The sequence below is a fragment of the Streptomyces lanatus genome (genome assembly GCF_014655715.1).
Classification (GTDB): Bacteria; Actinomycetota; Actinomycetes; order Streptomycetales; family Streptomycetaceae; genus Streptomyces; species Streptomyces lanatus.
Window position 1 is genome coordinate 62442 of the sequence record NZ_BNBM01000004.1, and the last position, 20114, is coordinate 82555.

Below are 20114 nucleotides of genomic sequence, written 5' to 3' on the forward strand. Positions count from 1 at the left end.
TCGATGGGAGCCTCATGCTCGTCCTCAACAACGAGATCACGGCCGGCGTGCTCACGATGCCCGACGTCGTGCGCGCCCTCGAAGAGTCGTATCGGGATCTGACCGCGGGTGTCGCCGTCTGCCGTCCGCGCATCGACCTGTCCCTGCCGGTGGACGAGCGCGTCTACCGGTGGGGAACGATGGAAGGCGGATCGGCGCGTACCGGCTACGTCGCCATCCGCATGAAGTCCGACGTGCTCACGGAGGTCACCACCGGGAGCAACCGGACCCAGGAGAAGTACTGCGTACAACCGGGGAGCTACTGCGGACTGGTTCTTCTGGTCGACGCCCGCACCGGCGAACCTGTCGCGTTGCTCAACGACGGACTGCTGCAGCACCTGCGTGTGGGGGCCGACTCCGCGATCGGCGCGGGTTTCGGAGCACGTGAGGACGCCCGGGTGCTGGGGCTGCTCGGTTCGGGCGGCATGGCACGCAGCCACGTCGACGCGTTCCGCACGGTACGCCCGCTGGAACGGGTCCAGGTCTACAGCCCCACCCGAACGAACAGGGAGCGATTCGCCGCGGAGACGCGCGAAAAGCACGGCATCGAAGTCGTAGCGGTGGACACGCCCGAGAAGGCTCACGAGGGCGCCGACATAGTGGCCGGCTGCACCGACGCGGTCGGCAGCGTCGTCCTCGGAAACCGGCTGCGGCCGGGAACGCACATCACCTGCATCGGCGGGCACCTGGACGCCGAGGCGCTACGCCGCATCGACGTCTGGCTCCGGCTGGGCAGCGCCAGCACGCCCACGTCCACGCCCACCTGGGCGACTGACGACGAGTACGTGACCTACCGGGCTCGCCCCGACGATCCCGTCTGGCAGCGCCACCACCACGGCAAGCAAGCCCGCCGGCCGCCGCACACTGCCCGGGTGGTGCGCCTCGACGCCGTACTCGAAGGCCGCGCCCGCGCCCGCGACAACAACAGCCAGGTGACCTTCTCAGAACGCGGCAACATTCAAGGGGCCCAGTTCCACGCCATCGCCGCCCTCGTCTACGAACGTGCCCGAGAACACGGCCTGGGCCGGGAGATCCCCCGCGAGTGGCTGCTCCAGGACATCCGTGACTGACAACCGGCATCGCTCGGCAGCGCGGGGCGCACCCCAACCAGGAACCTGACCGACGCCGCGGCCACGCCACCGCTCACCGGACGACCAGGGGCCGCAAGGCGGCTTTCGCATCGGACTTGGACGCCTTGCCGTACTCGCCCATCGGAAGGATCGGTTCCAAGTCGCCGTAGGTCTCGAGTGTGAGGGTCGCGGAGCAGCTCGTGCCGTTGATCTGGATGGGGCTGGAGCTGGTGGTGAATTCGACCAGCAGCCGCCGAGCCAGGCGTGTTTCCGGCGTGAGTTGCCCATCCCTGCGCTTGAAGGATCTTGCCTGGGAAGGGTCCCGAGAGAGCGGCGTACGATCACCGACGTGGTCTACGTCGAGCTTCCTGAGATTGGCCTACAGGGAGAGTGGTCGGTCAGCGACGCGGAACGGACAGTGGCCGCGCGGCTCCTGCCGATGCTTCCAGCCGCCCCGGGTCCCGGAGCCGATGCGCCTACCCGGTGGCAGATCGTGGACGCCACGCTATGCACGGTCCGGGACGTGATCGGCGACAACGGGCCATTGCTGTTCGGTGGCCGTACCTCGGGAGTCCCGGAGGAGCCTGGCAGGGTCGACATGATCGGCATGCCGTTCGCCATCGGTACGTTGTTCGCGCATGTCGCAGACACTCACCGGATCATCAGCGTAAACAAGGGCGCGGCGGCCGCGAACGCATATCTGGCCGAGTGCGTCGTTCGGTTGGAGCCAGAGGTGGCCGAGCTGCGGCGTTTACTGGCTGAGGCCGCAGTGTCAGACGTTGGTGCGTACAGCTGCCATGAGCACCAGAACGGCGGACCTTCGCTGACGTTTGTTGAGCCGGATCACGGGCCGGAGCGGGAAGTGCCCAGCATTGATCAGCTCATCCTCGGCATCCGTCGGCTCTGGCCGCTGGTCCAGCCCATCTCCGCTGAGGCCGTCATCGGCTGCCTCGACCGTGAGTTCGACTACCCGGTCAGCGGTGTCGGGCCGCAGCGGCCGCACTGGTTCATCCATGACCGCTTGTCGGTCTCCGAAAGCGCAGCCCTCGGTGAGGACCCGCACCGGGCCGACGACCAGGCACTCGATGTCGTAGACCCATGGCATGTCGACCCGGTCATCGAGGCCGTGCCGCAGTTGTCTGCCGAGGTCATCAGGTCCTGGCTGGAACGGGCGCAGGCGCAGCCTTCCCTGGAGCCGGAAACAGATCGCGTCGGCTGGACCTGCCTATGGTTCAACGCCACCCGCGCGCTGGTCAGCCACCCGCACGTGCCGGGTGCCCTCTGGACCTCGTCGGCATCGACCTCGCCAGCCGACGCCACCCCGAGCATCGCCCTCGAGGCAGCAGAGACGCGGTGGATCGCGAACGTGCCATGCCAGTGGCGTGACGGTGCTGCGTGGTTGGCCGGCCCGACCCGCGAGATGCGACGACATGGTGTACGCGCACCCATCACGCTGTACGCCACCAACTACGGCCAAGTGGAGGTGACGATCCATGCGAACTGGTCGCTCTGGACCGAAGAGAGATCCTCCGGACGCGCCGCGTTGATCGATGTTGCCCGTACCCTCCTTGCCGACGGATGGCGCCTTGACCGCGCCCACGAGATCTTTCACGAACTCGTGTAGCGCAACCATCGACCGAGGCGGCGTCCTGTCCCAGCCAACGGAGCGCGACCGGTCCCGGACGGGGCGGTCCTCGCGGCCGTCGTCGTGTCGATGACCGGCTGTTCGTCCCCCTCCTGCCGAAGCTCGGCGGGCACGACGACGGCTCCAAGTCCATCCCCGCGATCGACAAGGAACTCGACGCCGCCCGGGACTCACAGGATGACTTCGCCGACGCCGATACGTGGCAGCGGATTTCGTGGTGGCGTGGAAGAAAGCGCGGATACACGACCTGCGCCAACATCAAGTGGCGGATCATGGACACATGGAGACGACTGCTCGGCGGGCGGCCTCCGGCCAGGTTCCCCGCTCGCAGAACGGTCTTGGTGCCCGTCATTGTTCAACCCCGCTCCCGGGCCCGAGGCCGCAACACGGCGGTGGACAACGCCCTCTACTCTCGCTCCCGAAGTTCGGCGCCGTAGGCGCTCTCTCCGGGGCCCGGGACCCCTCCCGAGCCCTGCGCGGCACTATGCGATGAGCGTCGTATCCCCGTGGCGAAGGGTGAGTTGATGGCCGAGGAGAGCGTCGAGGTCGTCATCGCGGCCGATGGCACAGTAGAGGTGCACGTCCAAGGAGTCTCGGGCACGCGGTGTCTGCAGGACACCGACGAGTTGGTCCGGCTGCTCGGCGGGGCCGTTGAGCACCAGGTGCTCACCGAGGAGGCCTACCAGCAGGACGCGGCCGAGGAGCAGGACCGCCTGTGGCAGGGGTGAGCGGCCTTGCCACGCCGTGGCGGCTGCACGCCGTACTGCCCCGAAGCGCCGCCAACGGCCCGGGAGTCCGGTACGTCGTCTGGAGTCAGGGGTGCGCTCTGAACTGCCCAGGGTGCTTCAACCCCGAGACACACTCCGCGCCGGGCCCCGGTCTCGTGCGCGGGGTCGGCGAGGTGGCCGACGAGGCGCTGGCCGACGCCGCGCATATCGAGGGCGTCACCTTGACCGGCGGCGAGCCGCTGGAGCAGCCGGCCGCCGTCGCCGCGTTCTGCGCCGAAGTACGGGCGCGCAGCAGCCTGTCGGTGATCGTGCTGACCGGGTTCACTCGCGCCGAGATCGAGGCGGACCCGGCCCGGTCGGCGGCGGTTGCCGACGCTGATCTGGTGGTCGCGGGACGGTACAACGCGCGGCTGCGGCTGGCCCGAGGGCTGCGCGGCTCGTCGAACAAGGAGTACTGGACGCGCACCGGGCGCTACACGGCGGACGACCTGGCCGCCGTACCGGAGTTGGAGATCACTGTCGCGGACGACGCGACCGTGACGTTCACCGGCATGGCCGCGCCGGGAGGGGAGTTCTTCCGTGGGGACCGAGGGCACCGTGGGCATCGCTGACGAGATCCGGCTGTATCTGCGCGCCCGGGTGGCGCTGATCGTGCTCGTCACGGTCGAGGAGCAGCGGGCACTGGAGGTGCTGGACCGAGTGCGGCGGGACCGGGATCCGTCGTCCGACCTCGTCACCTGGGACGTCGCCGACGGCCTGGAGTCCGCGTCGGGCCGCCAGCTACCCAAGGCGGCCACCCCGCCGGACGCGCTGACCAAGATCAAGGAACTGGCGCAGAAGGAGCCGCGCCGCCGCGACCTGTATGTACTCAAGGACTTCCACGCCTTCTGGGAACGCGACCCGGCCGTACGCCGGCGCCTGCGCAACCTCGCCCACAAGCTCGTCTTCACCGGTTCCTCGCTGGTCGTGACCACCCCGGTGCGCACCCTCCCCGTGGAGCTGGGCGACGACGCAGTGGTGGTGGAGATGCCGCTGCCCGAGGCCGACGCGCTGCGCCGCGAGCTCGACCACCTCATCGACAGCACCAAGGGCGTGAAGTCCACGCTCACCCCGGCGGGCCGCAGCCGTCTGGCGCAGGCCGCACTGGGTCTGACCGCGGCCCAGGCCCGGCGGGCCTTCGCCAAGGCCATCGTGCGCGACGAGGTTCTGGACGACCGCGACATCGAGGCGGTGCTGGCCGAGAAGAAGGCAGTCATCCGCGAGAACGAAGCCCTGGAGTTCTACAGCGCCGAGGAGACCCCCGACGACCTGGGCGGCCTGGAGGCGCTCAAGGAGTGGCTGCGGCTGCGCGAGCGTGCCTTCGGCGACGACGCCCGCGAGTTCCGCCTACCGGCCCCCAAGGGCATCGCGCTCATCGGCATCCCCGGCACCGGCAAGAGCCTCACCGCGAAGATGATCGGCGGGCTATGGCGGCTGCCGCTGCTGCGCCTGGACGTCGGCGCCCTGTTCGGCTCGCTGGTCGGCGAGTCGGAGGAGCGGGTACGGCGGGCGCTGCGGCTGGCGGAGACCGTCTCCCCGTGTGTGCTGTGGATCGACGAGGTGGAGAAGGCGCTGGCGTCCGGCGGCCACGACGGCGGCACCTCTCAGCGGGTTTTCGGCACGGTGCTGACCTGGATGCAGGAGAAGACGGCCCCCGTGTTCGTGGTGGCCACGGCCAACGACGTCAGCGCGCTGCCCCCGGAGACGCTGCGCCGCGGCCGCTTCGACGAGGTGTTCTTCCTCGATCTGCCGACCGAGGAGGAGCGCCGCGACATCATCACCGTCCATCTGCGCAAACGTGGCCGCCGCCCGGAAGCCTTCGATGTGCACCAACTGGCCCAGGTCTGCGACGGTTTCGTGGGCGCCGAGCTGGAGCAGGTGGTGGTGGACGCGATGTACGAGGCGTTCGCCGAGGACCGTGACATCACCACCGACGACATCGCCCGCGCCGCCGCCCGCACCGTCCCGCTGAGCCGCTCCCAGCGCGAGGTCATCGAGGACCTGCGCGCCTGGCTGCGCGAGGGCCGCGCCCAGTCGGCCTCCTTCGACGAGGCGGACCGGGCGGCCGATCATCAGGTTCCGGTGCTGGAGGTGTAGCGGAGGTGGCACAGCTGACGGAGGACGGTGCGGCCCGGCTGCTGCGGCTGTCCGCGCCACGGCGCGCGGACGGCTCGCGGGCCATACGCGCCCGGCGGGCGTGGCGGCGGCTGGTCCGGGCGTGCGCGGAGGGGGACGCGGCGACGCAGGAGGCCGTACGAGCCGCGGAGTTGCCGGACACCGACGTGCTGGAGCTGCTGGCGGTGGGGCCGGAGGAACCCGCCGACCGGGCGGCCTACCTGACGTTGATCGGGCAGCGGGAGCAACGGCAGGCCCTGGACGCGGACGGGGCGCTGCTGGCGTTGGCGTACTGGGCGGCGGGCCCCGAGGCGCGCGAACGGCTGCGTGCGGCCATGGCTGCGGAGGGGGACGGGGATGCGGTCCGTGCCGTCGTCACCGGCGAGCAGCGCGACCGCGTGGCCGGGATGTCGCGTGCGGACCTGGACTACCTGGGGCGCCAGCTCGCCGAGCACGGGCGCTTCGACGAGTTGCGGCGTCTCACGCTGGATCTGCCGCCGGCCGAGGCGGTGGCAGCGGCCCGGCTGCTGCCACCGCGGGAACGCTCCGGCGAGACGGCAGCCCTGCTCACCGTCCTCGCCGAATGGCCGCCCGAGCAGCTGCGGGCGACCATCGCCAGGCTGCCCCGGGAGGAGGTGGCCCTGTACGAAGTCGAAGGCAGCCATCTGCAGGCATCCTTCTCCCCGGACTCCTCCGAACTGGCAGCGTGCTGGCTGACTCGGACCAGGAAGGCCGAGATTCAGGTGCGAACGTTCCGGATCGGCACCGGAGAAGTCACCCGTGAGCACAGGGCACGCGCCTTCCTGAAATACGGCGGGTTCTACAACTCCGTACTGCACCTCGGCGATGCCGTTCTGCTGAGGGAGGAGAGCCGGAGCCGTCACCGGATCAGTCGGGTCGTACCCGACTCCGTCGTCCTGGGCGAGGGGTACGGCATCTCGGAAATGCGACGGTCCAGCACGGGTGCGGTGATGGTCTTCGACGAGGGGCTCGCCTTCGCCGAACGCGACGCGTCCGAGCTGCGGCACGTGCCGGTGCCGCGATTCTCCAGGACCCTGTGGCACGACCCGGACGCGTGGTCCGCGCTCGCGACACTTCCCTCCCATGGGCTCGTGGCGTTCATCGAAGTCGACACCCTCTGGGTCATGAGCGAGAGCGGAAAGGGACTCCGCAGAATCAGCGCGAAGCGTGCCGACAATGAGAAAGCGCCGGCTCTCTCCTTCCTCTCGCCTCGTTCACTCGCCCTGCACCGATACCGGGGCTTCGGGAAGGACGGAGAACAGCCCATCACAGTCTGGGAACTTCCGGCCGAGGACCCCCGGCAACCGACCGTCGAACCGCAAGCTGCGATCCGGGACCGATGGGCCTTGGAGAGGCGGCACGGGATACCCCTGGACGACTCCTTCGCCGCCCGCATACTGACGTCCGCCAGGGAGTACCGGCCGTATGCGGGGTGCTACATCGACATTCCCTGGCTGCGGGACCCCGCCGACCCGGCCCGGCCCCGTCTGGAGGCAGGGAACCAGTTCGCCATGGCCACCGGTGGGGACATGTTCGTCGCGGGCGAGCAGCGATACATTCACTCGCCGCGCAACCTCGAAGTGCACAGTCCCCACCTCCCCTCCGCACGCGGACTCCTGGAGCGGCCGCTGGTGCGCGGCGAACCACAGCACCTGCGCCTGGCACAGGAGTTGCGGCCGAAGATCGGCGATGCCCGGGTGCGTGATGCTCTCGGCCTGCTGGCGCGTTGTCTTGAGGAGCGCTTCGCCGGTGACGTCGCGCTGGGCACGAGCTCGGTGGCCGCGGGTGGTCCTCATGACATCGCCCTCGGAGAGGACCGGGCGAAATGAGGACCATGCGCTGGAGGACCGCCGCGCTCGCCCTGCGACTGCCCCTCGCCAGGAACTCCGAGCGGCTCGACCGGGCCTTGAGAACGGTGATGTCGAGTGCCGCCCATGCCGACGAAGGTGCGGTGGGGCGCGCCGCTGTCCGCGCCATGAAGGTCCACGGGCCTGAGGCGGTGTGGCGAGCCTGGCTGGAGCCGTCGGTGTCCGGGCCGTCTCCGCGGCGGTGGACCTCCCCGCTCCTCGCGGATCTCCTGGACAGTGCGGCACAGGTTCCCGATGTACTCGTGGACTCCGCGTGGCAGGACTGGCTCGATGAGCACGATCCCCACCTTTGGTCGCTGCTGAGGCATTGGAACCGCGCCGCGACTACCTGCGACCACCGCGTGCGCTTCCTCAGCCGCCTCGCGCTGGACGAGGCCGACGGGAGGGTCGACGCCCAGGCACTCGCCGACGCCGCCGCCCGCTTCGATCACCCCCTCGGTGAGCGGGCCCGTGCGCGAATGGCGGCCTGCGGCGACGACCGGGCCGTCGACCTGTTCTGCACGGCAGCGGTGGACTCACCCGACGCGACGGCGTTCTGCGCCGAGCACCAACTGGCGCCCTCCGACAGGGTGGAGCGGGCCGTCTTCTTCGTGCGCACCGGACAGTACGAGCAGTACCGAGCTCTGGACCCCGACGGGGCGTTGCTGGGGCTCGGATACCGGGCTGTGTCGTCCGAGGTGCGCCGGGCGATACGGGAGGCGATGACCGTTCTCAACGGCATCGAGACGCTGCGGGTCCTGGCCGGACAGCGTGCCGAAGGTCCCGGCTTCGTCTCACTCTCCGCAGATGAACGCACTTATCTTTCCGAGAAGTTGGCGTGCCAGGGTGACTGGGAACGCCTGTGGCGGCTCGTCCTGCTGATGCCGTTGAGCCAGGCCGTCGACACGGTCCAAGCCTTCGATGCCTGGCGGCCGTCCGGCGAGGACGACCGCCGCGTGTTCGAGGAACTGCGGGCCGCGGAGCCACGAACCGTGCGTGATCAGGTCGAGTTCCTCTCCGGCCCGTCACCCAGGGCCGGTCCAGGGACCTGGATCCGGCTCCGCGAACTGGACGAACGAGCGACTGCCGTCTTCGACGTGGACTTCGCGCCGGACGGCGAGGAGCTCGCCTTCGCCGGCATCTCCAGATGGGCAGGGGTCATCGAGCTCGGCAACACCACGATGCCCTGGCTGTATCCCGACTTTACGGGTTCCGTGACCGGAGTCGCCCATCTGGGATCCGACGCCATCGTCGTCGCGGAGTCGGGAGAGGAATGGAACAGGCACAGGGATCCGCGGGCAACTCGTCTGCGCTACGTCGACCACCGCGGCGGACGGGAGCTCTCCTTCCCGACCACCCCCATTTCCCGGATCCGCAGCGTGAAGCGCATCGCCGGTGACCGGCGCTTCGTCGCATTGTCCGCGCGGGAGCGGGGCAGGGCCGAGGAGTGGATGCTGCTCGCCGGAAGGGCCGGCGGGGCTGTCACCGACAGTGGCGTGCTGCACGGGATGACCTATCTGAATCCGACAGTCGCGGTGGATCCCGGCGGTCGGCTCGTCTCCGTGGTCGACAGGCGTGCCGCTCTGGTCGCCGACCTCGGCGACTCGAGGGTGAACGTACTCGACGGCCGGGAGCCGCAGGCCGGAGACAGCAGACCGTGCGCAGCCCTGTCACCGTCCGTCCTCGTCCGCGGCCTTCCCGAGGGCTACGTGCACGTATGGCACGAACCGATGACGTCCACAGAGCCGCCGATGGAGGGGCGCCTCTGGCCGGAACCGGAGAGCTGGCGCGACTGGTTGCGGACGAGGACGCTCATCGACCTGGCCTGGTCGCCTGCGCTGCGGCGGTTCCTGGCGCTCAGCCAGGAGAGGACGGACGGCCGGGAGTCACTGTTCGTGGAGATCCTCGACATTCCGGCGCTCCGCGACACCCCCCTCCCCCTCCCTCAGTCCCTCGTCTCCGAGTCGTTCAAGATCGACTTGCCCATGAATGGGCACCATCCCTTCATGCGGCTGTCGCCGAAGGGCGACGTCCTGGCCGTGGGTGGTGGCCCAACCCCCGTCATCCAGCTTCAGGCCCTCTCCGCCCTCAGCCTCCGCCCCTTTGTCGACACGCCGATGGGACTGATGACCCACGAGCAGTTCAAGGAAGTCGTCGCGGTCCTGCAGAACCCCCTGTTGGGCGAGCGGTCGCGGGCGACGCTGACGCTGCTTCGGACGTGCCTGGAGCAGCGATTCGGAGGCGACATCGGAATCGGCGGCCCGGCAAGCGTGTCCGGCGACGCGATCGCTCTCGGACGGGACGGAACGGAGTGAGGTCGATGCGGCTACGGACCGCTGTGCTGGTGCTGCGACTGCCGCTTGGGCGGGCGTCCCGTTGGCGCCTGAGGTCTCTGGTGACCGTGCTGCGCGCCGCCGACGCCGGTGCGCCGACAGCCGTACGCGCCGTCGCGAACGCACTCGACTCCCTCGGCCCTGAGACAGTGTGGCGGACGTGGGCGGAGCCGCCGGTGGCCGGACCGACCCGACGACGGTGGGCTTCCCCGCTGGTGACAGAGCTGCTGGCCGATTCGACGCCGGTTCCCGACGCGCTCGTGGACGCCGCGTGGCGCGACTGGTTCGATGCCCACGAGGCCCGGCTGTGGTCACTGCTGAGGCGTTGGGACCGCGCCGCGACGATCTCCGAGAGCGAGAAGGTGCGTGCCCTCAGCCGACTCGCGCTGGGCGACGACGGCGGGGCGGTCGACGCCCGGTTGCTCGCCGAAGCCGCCGCCCGCTTCGACCACCCCATCGGTGAGCGGGCCCGAGCCCGGCTGCTGGTACTGAACGACACCGAGGTCATCGACCTGTACTGCGCGGCGGCGCCGGCCTCGCCCAAGGCGACGGCCTTCTGCGTCGAGCACCACTTGGCGCCCACCGATGAGGTCGAGCGGGCGGTCTTCTTCGTACGAACCGGTCAGCACGAGCAGTACCGGGCGCTGGATCCTGAGGGGACGCTGCTGGCGCTCGGCTATCGGGGTGCGTCAACGGAGTTGCGCTCGGCGTTGCGGGAGGTGATGACCGGCCTCGGCGGCATCGACACATTGCGGGTGCTGGCCGGGCAGAGCTCGCGGCAGGAGGACTTCGCCTCCCTCGACGGGCAGGAACGCGCCTACCTGATACAGCAGTTGAAAGAGCAGGGAGACTGGAACCGATTGTGGCAGTTCACCTTGCTGATGCCACTGTCCGCAGCTGTCCTTACGGTCCGCGCTTTCGGGGCCTGGCAGCCGTCCGGCGAGGACGACCGCCACGTCTTCGAGGCACTGCGCGCGGCGGATCCGCAGGCTGTGAATCGCTGCATGAGCGTTCTGTCCGGAGTATCCGCGTCTTCGCCTGCCCCACCGCACACCCGGATCAGGCTCGCCGACCTCGATGAGCGGCTCCGTGGTGTCACTGGCCTCGATTTCGCTCCGGACGGTACCCAACTCGCCTTGGTCGGAGCGGTTGGCGTCGGCACGGAGGGCGACGGCCCCTTGCCGTCCGGTGAACCGGTCGCCTGGGCCGGGATCGTGGACCTTGGCAGCGGAACGCTGTCGCGGCTGCACTGCGACTTCACATATCCGCTGGACTGGGTCGCACATCTGGGCTCCGACACCATGGTCGTCGGGGAGGCCGATCCGTACGCCGATACAGACGCCGTGGATATGGACTATTCCCACAAGGCGAAGATCCACTACGTGGACAGCGGCGGCGTGTGGGCCCTCGGCTGGGAAGCCGACGAGATCTGCGGCCTGGAGCGCATTGCCGGAGACCGTGCCTTCGTCGTGTCCGCATGGGTCGAGGACTGGGACGACGACGAGCATCCGGCGTTGTTCATCGGCGGGCCCGGTGGGTCCCTGGTCGCCAGCGGAGTACTGGACGATCTGGAAGAGGACTTCGAACCAGCGATCGTCGCGGTTGATCCCGACGGCCGGCTCGTCGCCATGGTCGACGTCCTGGAGGCCGCCGTGGTCATCGACCTCGGCAGCTCCGTGGTGAACGAGCTCGATGACGGCTCGGGAACGCTGGAGAACGTCCCCGTGCCGCCCGCGGCACTGTCGCCTTCCACCTTTGTCAGCTGCAGCGAGGCGGGCGACCTGAAGGTGTGGCATGAGCCGCTCACGTCCAGGGAACCATCGATGACGATCCCCGCCTGGTCAGCGGCGACTCCTCCGGACACCCTCGCCTGGTCGCCCGCACTGAACCGGTTCGTCGCGGTCGACTTCAGCGACCAGCCGCACCTGGAACTCCTTGATGTGCCGCCGACCCGCGACGCTCCCATGCCCGACGAGCTCGTGTCCGAGCGGATGGCACTCGCCGGCGACATCGGCGTGGCGCCCATCGCGCGGCTGTCGCCGAAGGGCGACGTGCTGGCCGTGAGAGTCGGAGGACCGCTGGGCCTGGTCGACCTGTACGACCTGACCACCCTCACCCTGCGCCCCTTCATCGCCCGGCCCATGGGCCAGATGTCCCATCAGGAACTGACACACGTGGCAGCGGTGCTGGAGAACCCGCAGCTCGACAGGGAGTCCCGTACGACGCTGACGCTGCTGCGGGCCTGCCTGAAGCACCGGTTCCGGCACGACGTGGGTATCAGGGATGCGGTGGGTCCGGCGGTCGCGGGAGGCTTCGAGATCGAGCTGGGCGAGGTGTAGGGGGGCGATGATGCTCAGCACGCAAAGAGCCGCCCGGTTGATTGGGCGGGCCGCGCGGCGGCGGGCGGACGGTTCCCGGGGGCCGTGGTCGCGGGGAGCGTGGCGGCGGCTGGTGCGGGGGTGCGCGCAGGGTGATCCGGCCGCGCAGGAGGCGGTGCGCGCCATGGCCGCCGAACTGCCCGAGACCGATGTGCAGGAGCTGCTGGCCGCGGCCCCGCAGGAACCCGCCGACGCCGCCGCCTATCTGGCCCTCATCGGGCAGAGCGCCCAGAGCCGGGCGCTGGATCCGGACGGCTCACTACTGGCCCTGGCATATCGAGCGGCGCCCACGGACGTGCGGGAGCGGCTGCGTACGGTCATGGCCGCCGACGGTGACACCGACGTCATCCGGGTCGTGGTCACCGGCGACCAACGCGACCGGATCGCCGAGATGTCGTACGCCGAACTCGACTACCTCGGCCACCAACTGGCCGAGCATCGCCTCTGGGACGAACTGCGGCGGCTGGCCCGCGACTTGCCCCTGGCCAAGGCGGTCGCGGCCGCTGGACTCCTGCCCGAGCGGGAGCGAACCTCGGGCGGTGCGGACGATGCGGTCGGACTGCTCGACACCCTTGCCCAGCGGTCCGGGGGACAGCTGCGGGCCATGGTCGAACGGTTGCCGCAGGATCGCCTGATCACTCGCCGGACTCGCGGCGCGAGAGCCCAAGCATCCTTCTCCCCCTGCGCATCCGAACTGGCCCTGAAGTATTCGATATGGAAATGGGGGAAATACAGCGAGTTCGCAATGGAGACGCTCAGCATAAGTACGGGCGCGGCCACACCCCGTTTCATCGGAAAGTCCGGAGAGGTTGCGTTTGGGAATGAGTCGATACTGCACCTCGGCGACGAGATCATCGTCAGGATGCGCGATACCGCCAGGCTTTGCCGAATCATCCGGGTCCTGCCCGACCAGCACATCCTCTGCTCGTCGTCCGAACTCTCGGACATGCGGAGATCGAGCCGTGGCGCGGTGCTGCTTCACCCAGCCGGACTGGCATTCGTGGACCCTGGTGCGGATCAATTGCGGTATGAGAAATTTCCTCGGTTCAGCGAGAATCAAGGAGGCTCACGCATTTCCGCCTGGCTGGACAGTTCCAGCACACTGACGACGCTTCCCGAATCCCGGCTCATCGCATTCATCAACCGCTCGGAGTGGCATGTGGTGAGTGAGAGCGGCATGGAAATCATCCAGACGGCGCAGGTGAGTGACACACATGCCGACAAGGTCGCCTTCAGTCCCGCACTTTCTCTTCTCTCTCCCCATTCACTCGCGCTGCACCGATTTGTGACCCACCCGGGCAAGGGGGAGGCCGAACAGCACTCCGAGATATGGGAGTTCACGCCGAAGGGCACGCCGCGCCGTACCGCCGAGCACGAGGGGGCGGTTCTGGACCGATGGCCGCCGGAGAAGTGGCAGGGACTGGCCCTCGACAACTCCTTCGCCGCGCGGATTCTCACCGAAAATGGGCGCAATGGGTACGTCCGCCATGACCTGCCCTGGCTTCAGCGCCAGGTCTCACCGCATGGGTACGGGCGCAGGGAATTCCTGGCGTTGTCTCCGTGGGGAGACATGCTCGCCACCAATACGGTCCTGGAGTGGGACAAGTTGAATGTCTGCGAAGTGCACAGCCCTCATCTGCCCTCCGCACGCGAGTTGTTGGAACAGCCCCTGCTGCACAGCGGCCCCCAGGACGTGCTGCGCGTACGGGAACTGCGTACGAAGGTCGGTGATCCCGCGGTACGGGACGCTCTCGACCTGCTGGCCACCTGCCTCGAGGAGCGCTTCGGCCAGGACATCACGCTGGGCTCCGGCCCGAGGACCGCGGGCGGCACCACGGACATCGCCCTGGGCGAGAACGGGGAGGGGTGAGGCCGATGCGTGTGCGAACTGCCGTACTGGTGCTGCGGCTACGGGCCACGCCGGAGTCCCGGCTGGGCCGCCGGGCTCTCGGTGCCGTCTTGCGTGCTGCGGACACGGGCGCGCCCCTGGCTCTGCGCGCCGTCGCCCGCGCGATGGAAACCCACGGTCAGAAGGCGGTGTTCCGGTGCTGGCTGACGCCGTCGGTGTCGGGACCGACTCCGAAGCGGTGGGCTTCTCCTCTCGTGGCGGAGCTCACGAAGGGTTCAACACCCGTACCGGCCATGCTCGTCGAGGCCGCGTGGCAGGACTGGCTCGATCGGGACGATGCCGAGCTGTGGTCACTGCTGAAGCAGTGGGGCCCCGCACCGCCGGCCTCCGAACCCCCGGTGCGCCCCCTCAGCCGCCTCGCGCTTGGCGACGACGTACCCCTGGAACAAGGCACACTCATCGATGCCGCGCTGCGCTTCGACCACCCGCTCGGCGAACATGCCCGGGCCCGGCTGCTCGCGTCGGACGACCCCGAGACCATCGACCTGTTCTGCGCTGCGGCCCTGGACTCCGACAGGGCGGCGGCCTTCTGCGCCGAGCACCACCTCGCGCCCGCCGATCAGGTCCAGCGCGCCGTGTTCTTCGTGCGTACCGGGCAGCTGGAGCAGTATCGGGCACTGGATCCCGACGGCTCTCTCCTGGCGCTCGGCTACCGGGCTGCCTCCGACGAGCAGCGTTCAGTTCTGCGGGCCGAGATGAGCGGACTGGGTGTCCTGGATGTGCTGCACGTGCTGGCCGGACGGAGTTCCCAGCAGGGGGACTTCGCCTCCCTCTCCGAGCACGAACGTATGTACGTGGCAGAGCAGTTGGCGGATCGACGTGACTGGGACCGCCTGTGGCGCCTCACGCTGCTGATGCCGCTGCACGAAGCGGTGTGGACGGCCGACGAGTTCGGCGACTGGCGGCCGTCCGGCGAGGACGACCGCCGCGTCTTCGAAGCGTTGCGTGCGGCGGACTCGATCGCCATAGCGCGGTTCGTGGAAGCCCTGGCCGGAGCAGGTCCGTTCAGCGCCATACCCCGCACCCGGATCTGGCCGAGCGACCCCGACGAGCAGGCGATCGCGGTGCACGCTCTCGACTTCGCCCCGGACGGCAGCCAACTCGCGTTCTCCGGACGGGGGCCCAGGCATTGCGCCGGGATCGTGGATCTCGCCAGTCTCACGCTGGTGTGGCTGGACGACAACCTCCCGCATCCGGCACGGCCGATCGCGCATCTGGGCTCCGATGCCATGGCCCTCGTGGCGGGTAAGCAGATCCACTACGCCGGGGAGAGCGGCACGCTGACGCTGGCCAACCAGCCCGGCGATGCGCGTGGCGTGGAACGCATCGCCGGAGACCGTGCCTTCCTCGTGACCGCGAGGAAGTCGGGCACGTGGACGGCGTTCATCGGCCGCTCCGGCGGACGCCTCACCGAAAGCGACATGCTGAACGGGGCTGGGTATTTCGTTCCGAAGAGCTCCGCAGTAGATGCGGACGGGCGACTGATCGCCGTGATCAGCGAAGACTGCAACATCGTGGTCTCCGACCTCGCCAATTCTGCTGTGCACCAGCTCATTCGCCCCGAAACCTTGAGGTACGGCGTCCAGTCGGCCGCCCTCTCGCCTTCCGCCCTAGTCTGCGGTACCCGCTCGGGCGGTCTGTATGTGTGGCACGAACCTCTGACGACGTCACAGGCGCCGCTCACGTCCCGGCCCTGGCCGTACGGGACAGCTCCGATCCACGTCGCGTGGTCACCCGTACTGGACCAGTTTCTCGCCGTCACGGGAACGCATCTCCAACTCCTCGACGTGCCACCGACGCGTGACACGCCCACGCCCGAAGACCCCGTGTCCGAGCAGATCCCCCTACTCGCCGACAGGCCTCGTGCCAGGGCGCGTTGCGCACGGGTGTCACCGAGGGGAGACCTGCTGGCGGTGGCAGGTCTGGAAGAGGGCACCGTCGACATCTACATCCTGACCGCCTTCGCCCTTCGTCCCTTCATCGCCAAACCCATGGGCGGGATGGGCCACGGGGAGCTGACGAAAGTGGTCACGGTGATGGAGCACCCGGTCCTCGACGAATCGTCACGGCAGGCGTTGGGACTGCTGCGGACGTGCCTGGAACACCGGTTCCGGCACGACGTCGGGATCGGCACCGGGACAGGCTCGGTGGGGCCGGGCGACTACGAGTTCGAACTGGCCGAGCGTCAGGAACGAAAAGGAGACGCATGACCACCCGTATCGGCATCGACTTCGGCACCGCCAACACCGTCGTGGCGGGCTGGGACCAGGAGGCGGGCCGCGGCGTCCCGATCCCGCTGCCCGGCATCGACGTGCTGCGCGAGGCCGGCCCCGGCCCCACCCAGCGCGTGGTGCCCTCCCTCATCGCCTACGCCCACGATGGCACCACACGCCGCCTCGGCGCCCAGGTCACCCCCGAGATGGACGACGACCCCGGCCACATCGTCTTCGCGTCCACCAAGAGCAACGTCGCCGGACACGCCTATGACGCGGCCCGCCCTGTCGGCGACCGCAAGATCACGGGCCGGGAGGCGGCCACCCAGTTCCTCAGCGACGTCATGGCACTGGCCGTGCTCGCCATCGAGGACGACGACCTGGAGATCGTCGCCACCGCGCCCGTGGAGTCCTTCGACGGCTACCGCGACTGGCTGGTGCGCGAGGTCCGCGACGGGCTGCCCACCGCCCGCCTGCGCGTCGTCGACGAGGCCACCGCGGCCGCCGTCGGCTACAGCGCCCGGCTGAATCCCGGCGACGCCTTCGCCGTGATCGACTTCGGGGCGGGCACCCTGGACGTCTCCGTCGTCCGCGTGCAGGAACCGGACGACGCCGGGTCCGGCGCCGGGGTGCGCACGATCGCCAAGCGAGGCCTGGACCTGGGCGGCAACACCATCGACGCGCTCCTCGCCGAACACGCCATCGGCCACCTCTCCCTGCCGCACGGCGACCAGATCGGCCGCAACCAGGTCTTCCGCCGCCTCCTGACCTCCGCCGAACGGGCCAAGAGGGAACTGGCCACCACCGAACGTGCCGTCATCCACGCCGCTGACACCCGAACCGACCGTGCACACCAAATCACCATCACCCGCGGCGAGTTCGACGCACTCCTGCACGACAAGGGCGTACTGCGCCGGATCAACCAGGCCCTGCGCTCCTGCCTCGACCTGGCCGGAACCCGCGGCTTCGGCACCGAGAACATCCGGGGTGTCTTCCTCGTCGGCGGCAGCTGCCTCATCCCCGCCGTACAGGACCTGGTGCATCTGTATTTCGACCCCGACGTGGTGCGCCTGGACCGGCCGTTGGAAGCGGTCGCGGCGGGCGCGGCCGGAATCGCCGGCGGCAGCGAACTGTTCGACCACATCCAGCACGACTACGCCATCCGGCACATCGACCACGACACCGGCACCTACGAGTTCGAGACCCTGGTGGAGGCCGGCACCCCCTACCCCACCGAGGAACCGGTCAGGACGCTCACCGTCAGGGCGGTGCACGACACGCAGCGCAGGCTCGGCCTCGCCGTCTACGAACTCGCCCACGCCACCTACCGCGACGCAGGCGCCGAACTGGAGATCGCCTTCGACGCCGGCGGCGGCGCCCGCACCGTGGCCGTCACCCCGCAGCAACGCCAGCAACGGTCCATGCTCTGGCTCAACGAGGACAGCCCCACCTTCCTGGAAGCCGACCCTCCCGCCACGGCCGGAGAGGACCGCTTCCGCCTCGAATTCCGCATCGACGCCCACAAACGCCTCACCGTCACCGCCTACGACCTGCACCGCCACACCCTGGTCCTGGACCGGCAACCGGTCGTCCGTCTGGCGTGATCACCCGGCGCCGCCCCTCCTGTCACGACATCCGAGGAGTCCTCGTGTCTCATTTCACCCGCGTCCGCACCGCACTGCACGACCCCGAACTGCTCGTCCTAGCCCTTGCCACGCTCGGCTTCACCGCCGTCGAGACCCACGCCACTCCGCAGACCCTCTACGGCTACCGGGGCGACGCCCGCCCGGAGCGCGCCGAAGTCATCATCCGCCGCGCCCACATCGGGCGCGCCAGCAACGACATCGGCTTCCGTCGACGTGACGACGGCACCTTCGAAGCCGTCATCAGCGAGTACGACAGGTCCCGCTACGACCATCGGTGGCTGACCCGGCTCGCCCGCGCCTACGGCCACACCGCTGCCCTGCGCTACGCCGAGGAGAATGGCTACGAGGTGGACTCCGACGTACTCGAAGAGGACGGCCGACGCCGCCTGGTCCTTCGCCGCTACACCTGAGCCGCGCGGCTCCATCACTGTGTCCCGAGTGCACTACCGGGCCACCGTCGTCCACCGGGCCGGGGACGAGCCCCGCGGCGGGTGCTTTGCACTGGCCCAAGAATCTTGGTTGGGATTGGCCCAGCTGTCCAGGCCATTACGTCGTTAGGTTGCAGGCATGCCGAAGACCCGAGTCGACTTCTACTTCGACCCAGCCTGCCCCTTCGCCTGGATCACCTCACGGTGGATTCTCGAGGTGGAACCGCTGCGCGACCTCGACGTCCGCTTCCACGTCATGAGCCTTTACCTGCACAACGACGGCAACGACCTCCCCGACTGGTACCGCGACCTCGTCGACCGCTCCCTCGGCCTCGTCCGGATCGCCGTCGCCGCCGCGGAACACCACTCACCCAGCGTGCTGCGCGACCTCTACACCGCGTTGGGCACCCGCATTCACACCAAGGGCAACGAGAACTTCGACGCCGTCGCCGCCGAGGCGCTGGCCGAGCTCAGGCTTCCCGCAGCTCTTGCGGACGCGGCCGGCAGCACCGCCTACGACGCCGCCCTCCAGCGCAGCCATGACGCGGGCAAGGACCCGGCGGCAGGCGGCTACGTGGGCACGCCCACCATGCACATCGACGGCGCAGCCTTCTTCGGACCGGTGCTCAACAGCATCCCCCGGGGCGATGAAGCGGCACGCCTCTTCGACGCCGTCCGCACCCTCGCAGCCCACCCGGACTTCTTCGAACTCAAGCGGGCACGGACCGGGAGCCTGCGCTTCGACTGAGAAGTGCTGCCACACAGCACCAGGTCCCGCACGGCTGCCGGTGGTGGTTGGTGCGCCTTCCCCCCGACTTTCACCGAGCGAGACGGAACAGGAGCCACCCATGGTCGCCACGTCACAGACCACCCCCGACGCCAGCGGCGGGGGCCGGAGCCAGGAGGACCGTCCGGATCAACCCGCGGCCCTCGACGAAGCGGCGATGCGCCAGGCCCGCAACTCCGCCGCCTTCTGGGCCGCAACCGGAAAATCCCGCAGTCACGAGCTGATCCACCGCCGCGGCTTCCTCGCCGTGCTCGGCGACCAGCGCGCCGGGACACGAATCCTGCTGCAGGAACCCGACCCCGATGCGAACGAGCTCGCCGAGTTGACCGAGTTGGCGGGCCGGTCGACCGGCCCGGTGGATGCCGAGGATCCGTTCGGCTCGACCGACCTCAGTCACCTGGGCATGCGCAACTGGCAGATGCCGATCATGCTGCGCCCGCCCGGCCCCGTCTCAGCACCGGCGATGGAGGTGATCCGGGTCGAGCAGGTGCAGGATCTGCAGGCCGCCGAGCGGATCGTGATCGCAGGCTTCGAGCTGACCAGATTCGCCCCCTACCGTCCCGGCGAGATGTTCCCCATGGCGCTGACCGAGCAGCCAGGCGTGGACGTGTTCATCGCCGTCCTCGACGGCGAGGCGGTCGGCGCCTGCGTCACCGTCGGCGACAACGGGTTCGGCAGCCACTACTGGGTCGGCACGCCGCCTGAGCACCGCTCCCGCGGCGCCGGGCGGGCCGTCATGCTCGGCTCGCTCGCGCCCATCGCGAGCCTGCCGGTGACACTCACCGCCTCACGGCTCGGACGGCCGCTCTACCAGTCGCTGGGCTTCACCGCCGTCACCATGTCGACCTGGTGGTCCTCACGATGACCACCTCTGAGGTGTGTGGCCTCGTGGGCCTCAGGCCGCGGTCTGCAGCCG

The 20114-nt window shown here is 69.3% G+C and carries 14 protein-coding genes; all 14 read left to right on the forward strand.

The window, feature by feature from the left end; translation table 11 throughout:
• The first annotated feature begins 14 nt into the window (after positions 1-14).
• The 14 genes from IE325_RS12350 (at position 15) to IE325_RS12415 (ending at position 20063) form a co-directional block, all read left to right on the forward strand.
• Complete coding sequence (locus tag IE325_RS12350; RefSeq protein WP_190069879.1) at positions 15-1109, forward strand: ornithine cyclodeaminase family protein; 1095 nt, start codon at positions 15-17, stop codon at positions 1107-1109.
• Between the two features lie 349 nt (positions 1110-1458).
• On the forward strand, positions 1459-2733 hold the full coding sequence (locus tag IE325_RS12355) for a hypothetical protein (protein WP_229911781.1): 1275 nt from the start codon (positions 1459-1461) through the stop codon (positions 2731-2733).
• A 545-nt stretch (positions 2734-3278) separates the two neighbouring features.
• Entirely contained in the window at positions 3279-3482 is a 204-nt protein-coding gene (locus tag IE325_RS12360; RefSeq protein ID WP_190069880.1) for a DUF2997 domain-containing protein, read from the forward strand.
• Complete coding sequence (locus tag IE325_RS12365; RefSeq protein WP_190069881.1) at positions 3470-4093, forward strand: 4Fe-4S single cluster domain-containing protein; 624 nt, start codon at positions 3470-3472, stop codon at positions 4091-4093. Before IE325_RS12360 ends, IE325_RS12365 begins: the two co-directional genes overlap by 13 nt.
• Positions 4062-5618, forward strand: coding sequence for a Ycf46 family AAA ATPase (locus IE325_RS12370; RefSeq protein ID WP_229911782.1), 1557 nt, complete (start codon positions 4062-4064; stop codon positions 5616-5618). The genes IE325_RS12365 and IE325_RS12370 overlap by 32 nt, the downstream gene beginning before the upstream one ends.
• 5 nt (positions 5619-5623) lie before the next feature.
• Positions 5624-7486, forward strand: a complete 1863-nt coding sequence (locus IE325_RS12375; protein WP_190069882.1) for a hypothetical protein — start codon at positions 5624-5626, stop codon at positions 7484-7486.
• A 5-nt stretch (positions 7487-7491) separates the two neighbouring features.
• Positions 7492-9819 carry a hypothetical protein gene (locus IE325_RS12380; RefSeq protein ID WP_190069883.1) on the forward strand — a complete coding sequence of 776 codons (2328 nt, stop codon included), beginning with the start codon at positions 7492-7494 and terminating at the stop codon, positions 9817-9819.
• Between the two features lie 5 nt (positions 9820-9824).
• Positions 9825-12176 carry a hypothetical protein gene (locus IE325_RS12385; RefSeq protein ID WP_190069884.1) on the forward strand — a complete coding sequence of 784 codons (2352 nt, stop codon included), beginning with the start codon at positions 9825-9827 and terminating at the stop codon, positions 12174-12176.
• A 163-nt stretch (positions 12177-12339) separates the two neighbouring features.
• On the forward strand, positions 12340-14085 hold the full coding sequence (locus IE325_RS12390) for a hypothetical protein (RefSeq protein ID WP_190069885.1): 1746 nt from the start codon (positions 12340-12342) through the stop codon (positions 14083-14085).
• A gap of 5 nt (positions 14086-14090) precedes the next feature.
• Complete coding sequence (locus IE325_RS12395) at positions 14091-16334, forward strand: WD40 repeat domain-containing protein (protein WP_190069886.1); 2244 nt, start codon at positions 14091-14093, stop codon at positions 16332-16334.
• The gene (locus IE325_RS12400) at positions 16331-17941 is read left to right on the forward strand and encodes an Hsp70 family protein (protein WP_190069887.1); all 1611 of its coding nucleotides are present in this window, start codon (positions 16331-16333) and stop codon (positions 17939-17941) included. The genes IE325_RS12395 and IE325_RS12400 overlap by 4 nt, the downstream gene beginning before the upstream one ends.
• Before the next feature lie 44 nt (positions 17942-17985).
• Positions 17986-18393, forward strand: coding sequence for a DUF1257 domain-containing protein (locus IE325_RS12405; protein WP_190069888.1), 408 nt, complete (start codon positions 17986-17988; stop codon positions 18391-18393).
• 157 nt (positions 18394-18550) lie between these two features.
• Positions 18551-19159, forward strand: coding sequence for a mycothiol-dependent nitroreductase Rv2466c family protein (locus IE325_RS12410; RefSeq protein WP_190069889.1), 609 nt, complete (start codon positions 18551-18553; stop codon positions 19157-19159).
• Positions 19160-19259: 100 nt separating this feature from the next.
• Positions 19260-20063 carry a GNAT family N-acetyltransferase gene (locus IE325_RS12415; protein WP_229911783.1) on the forward strand — a complete coding sequence of 268 codons (804 nt, stop codon included), beginning with the start codon at positions 19260-19262 and terminating at the stop codon, positions 20061-20063.
• Positions 20064-20114 lie beyond the last annotated feature (51 nt).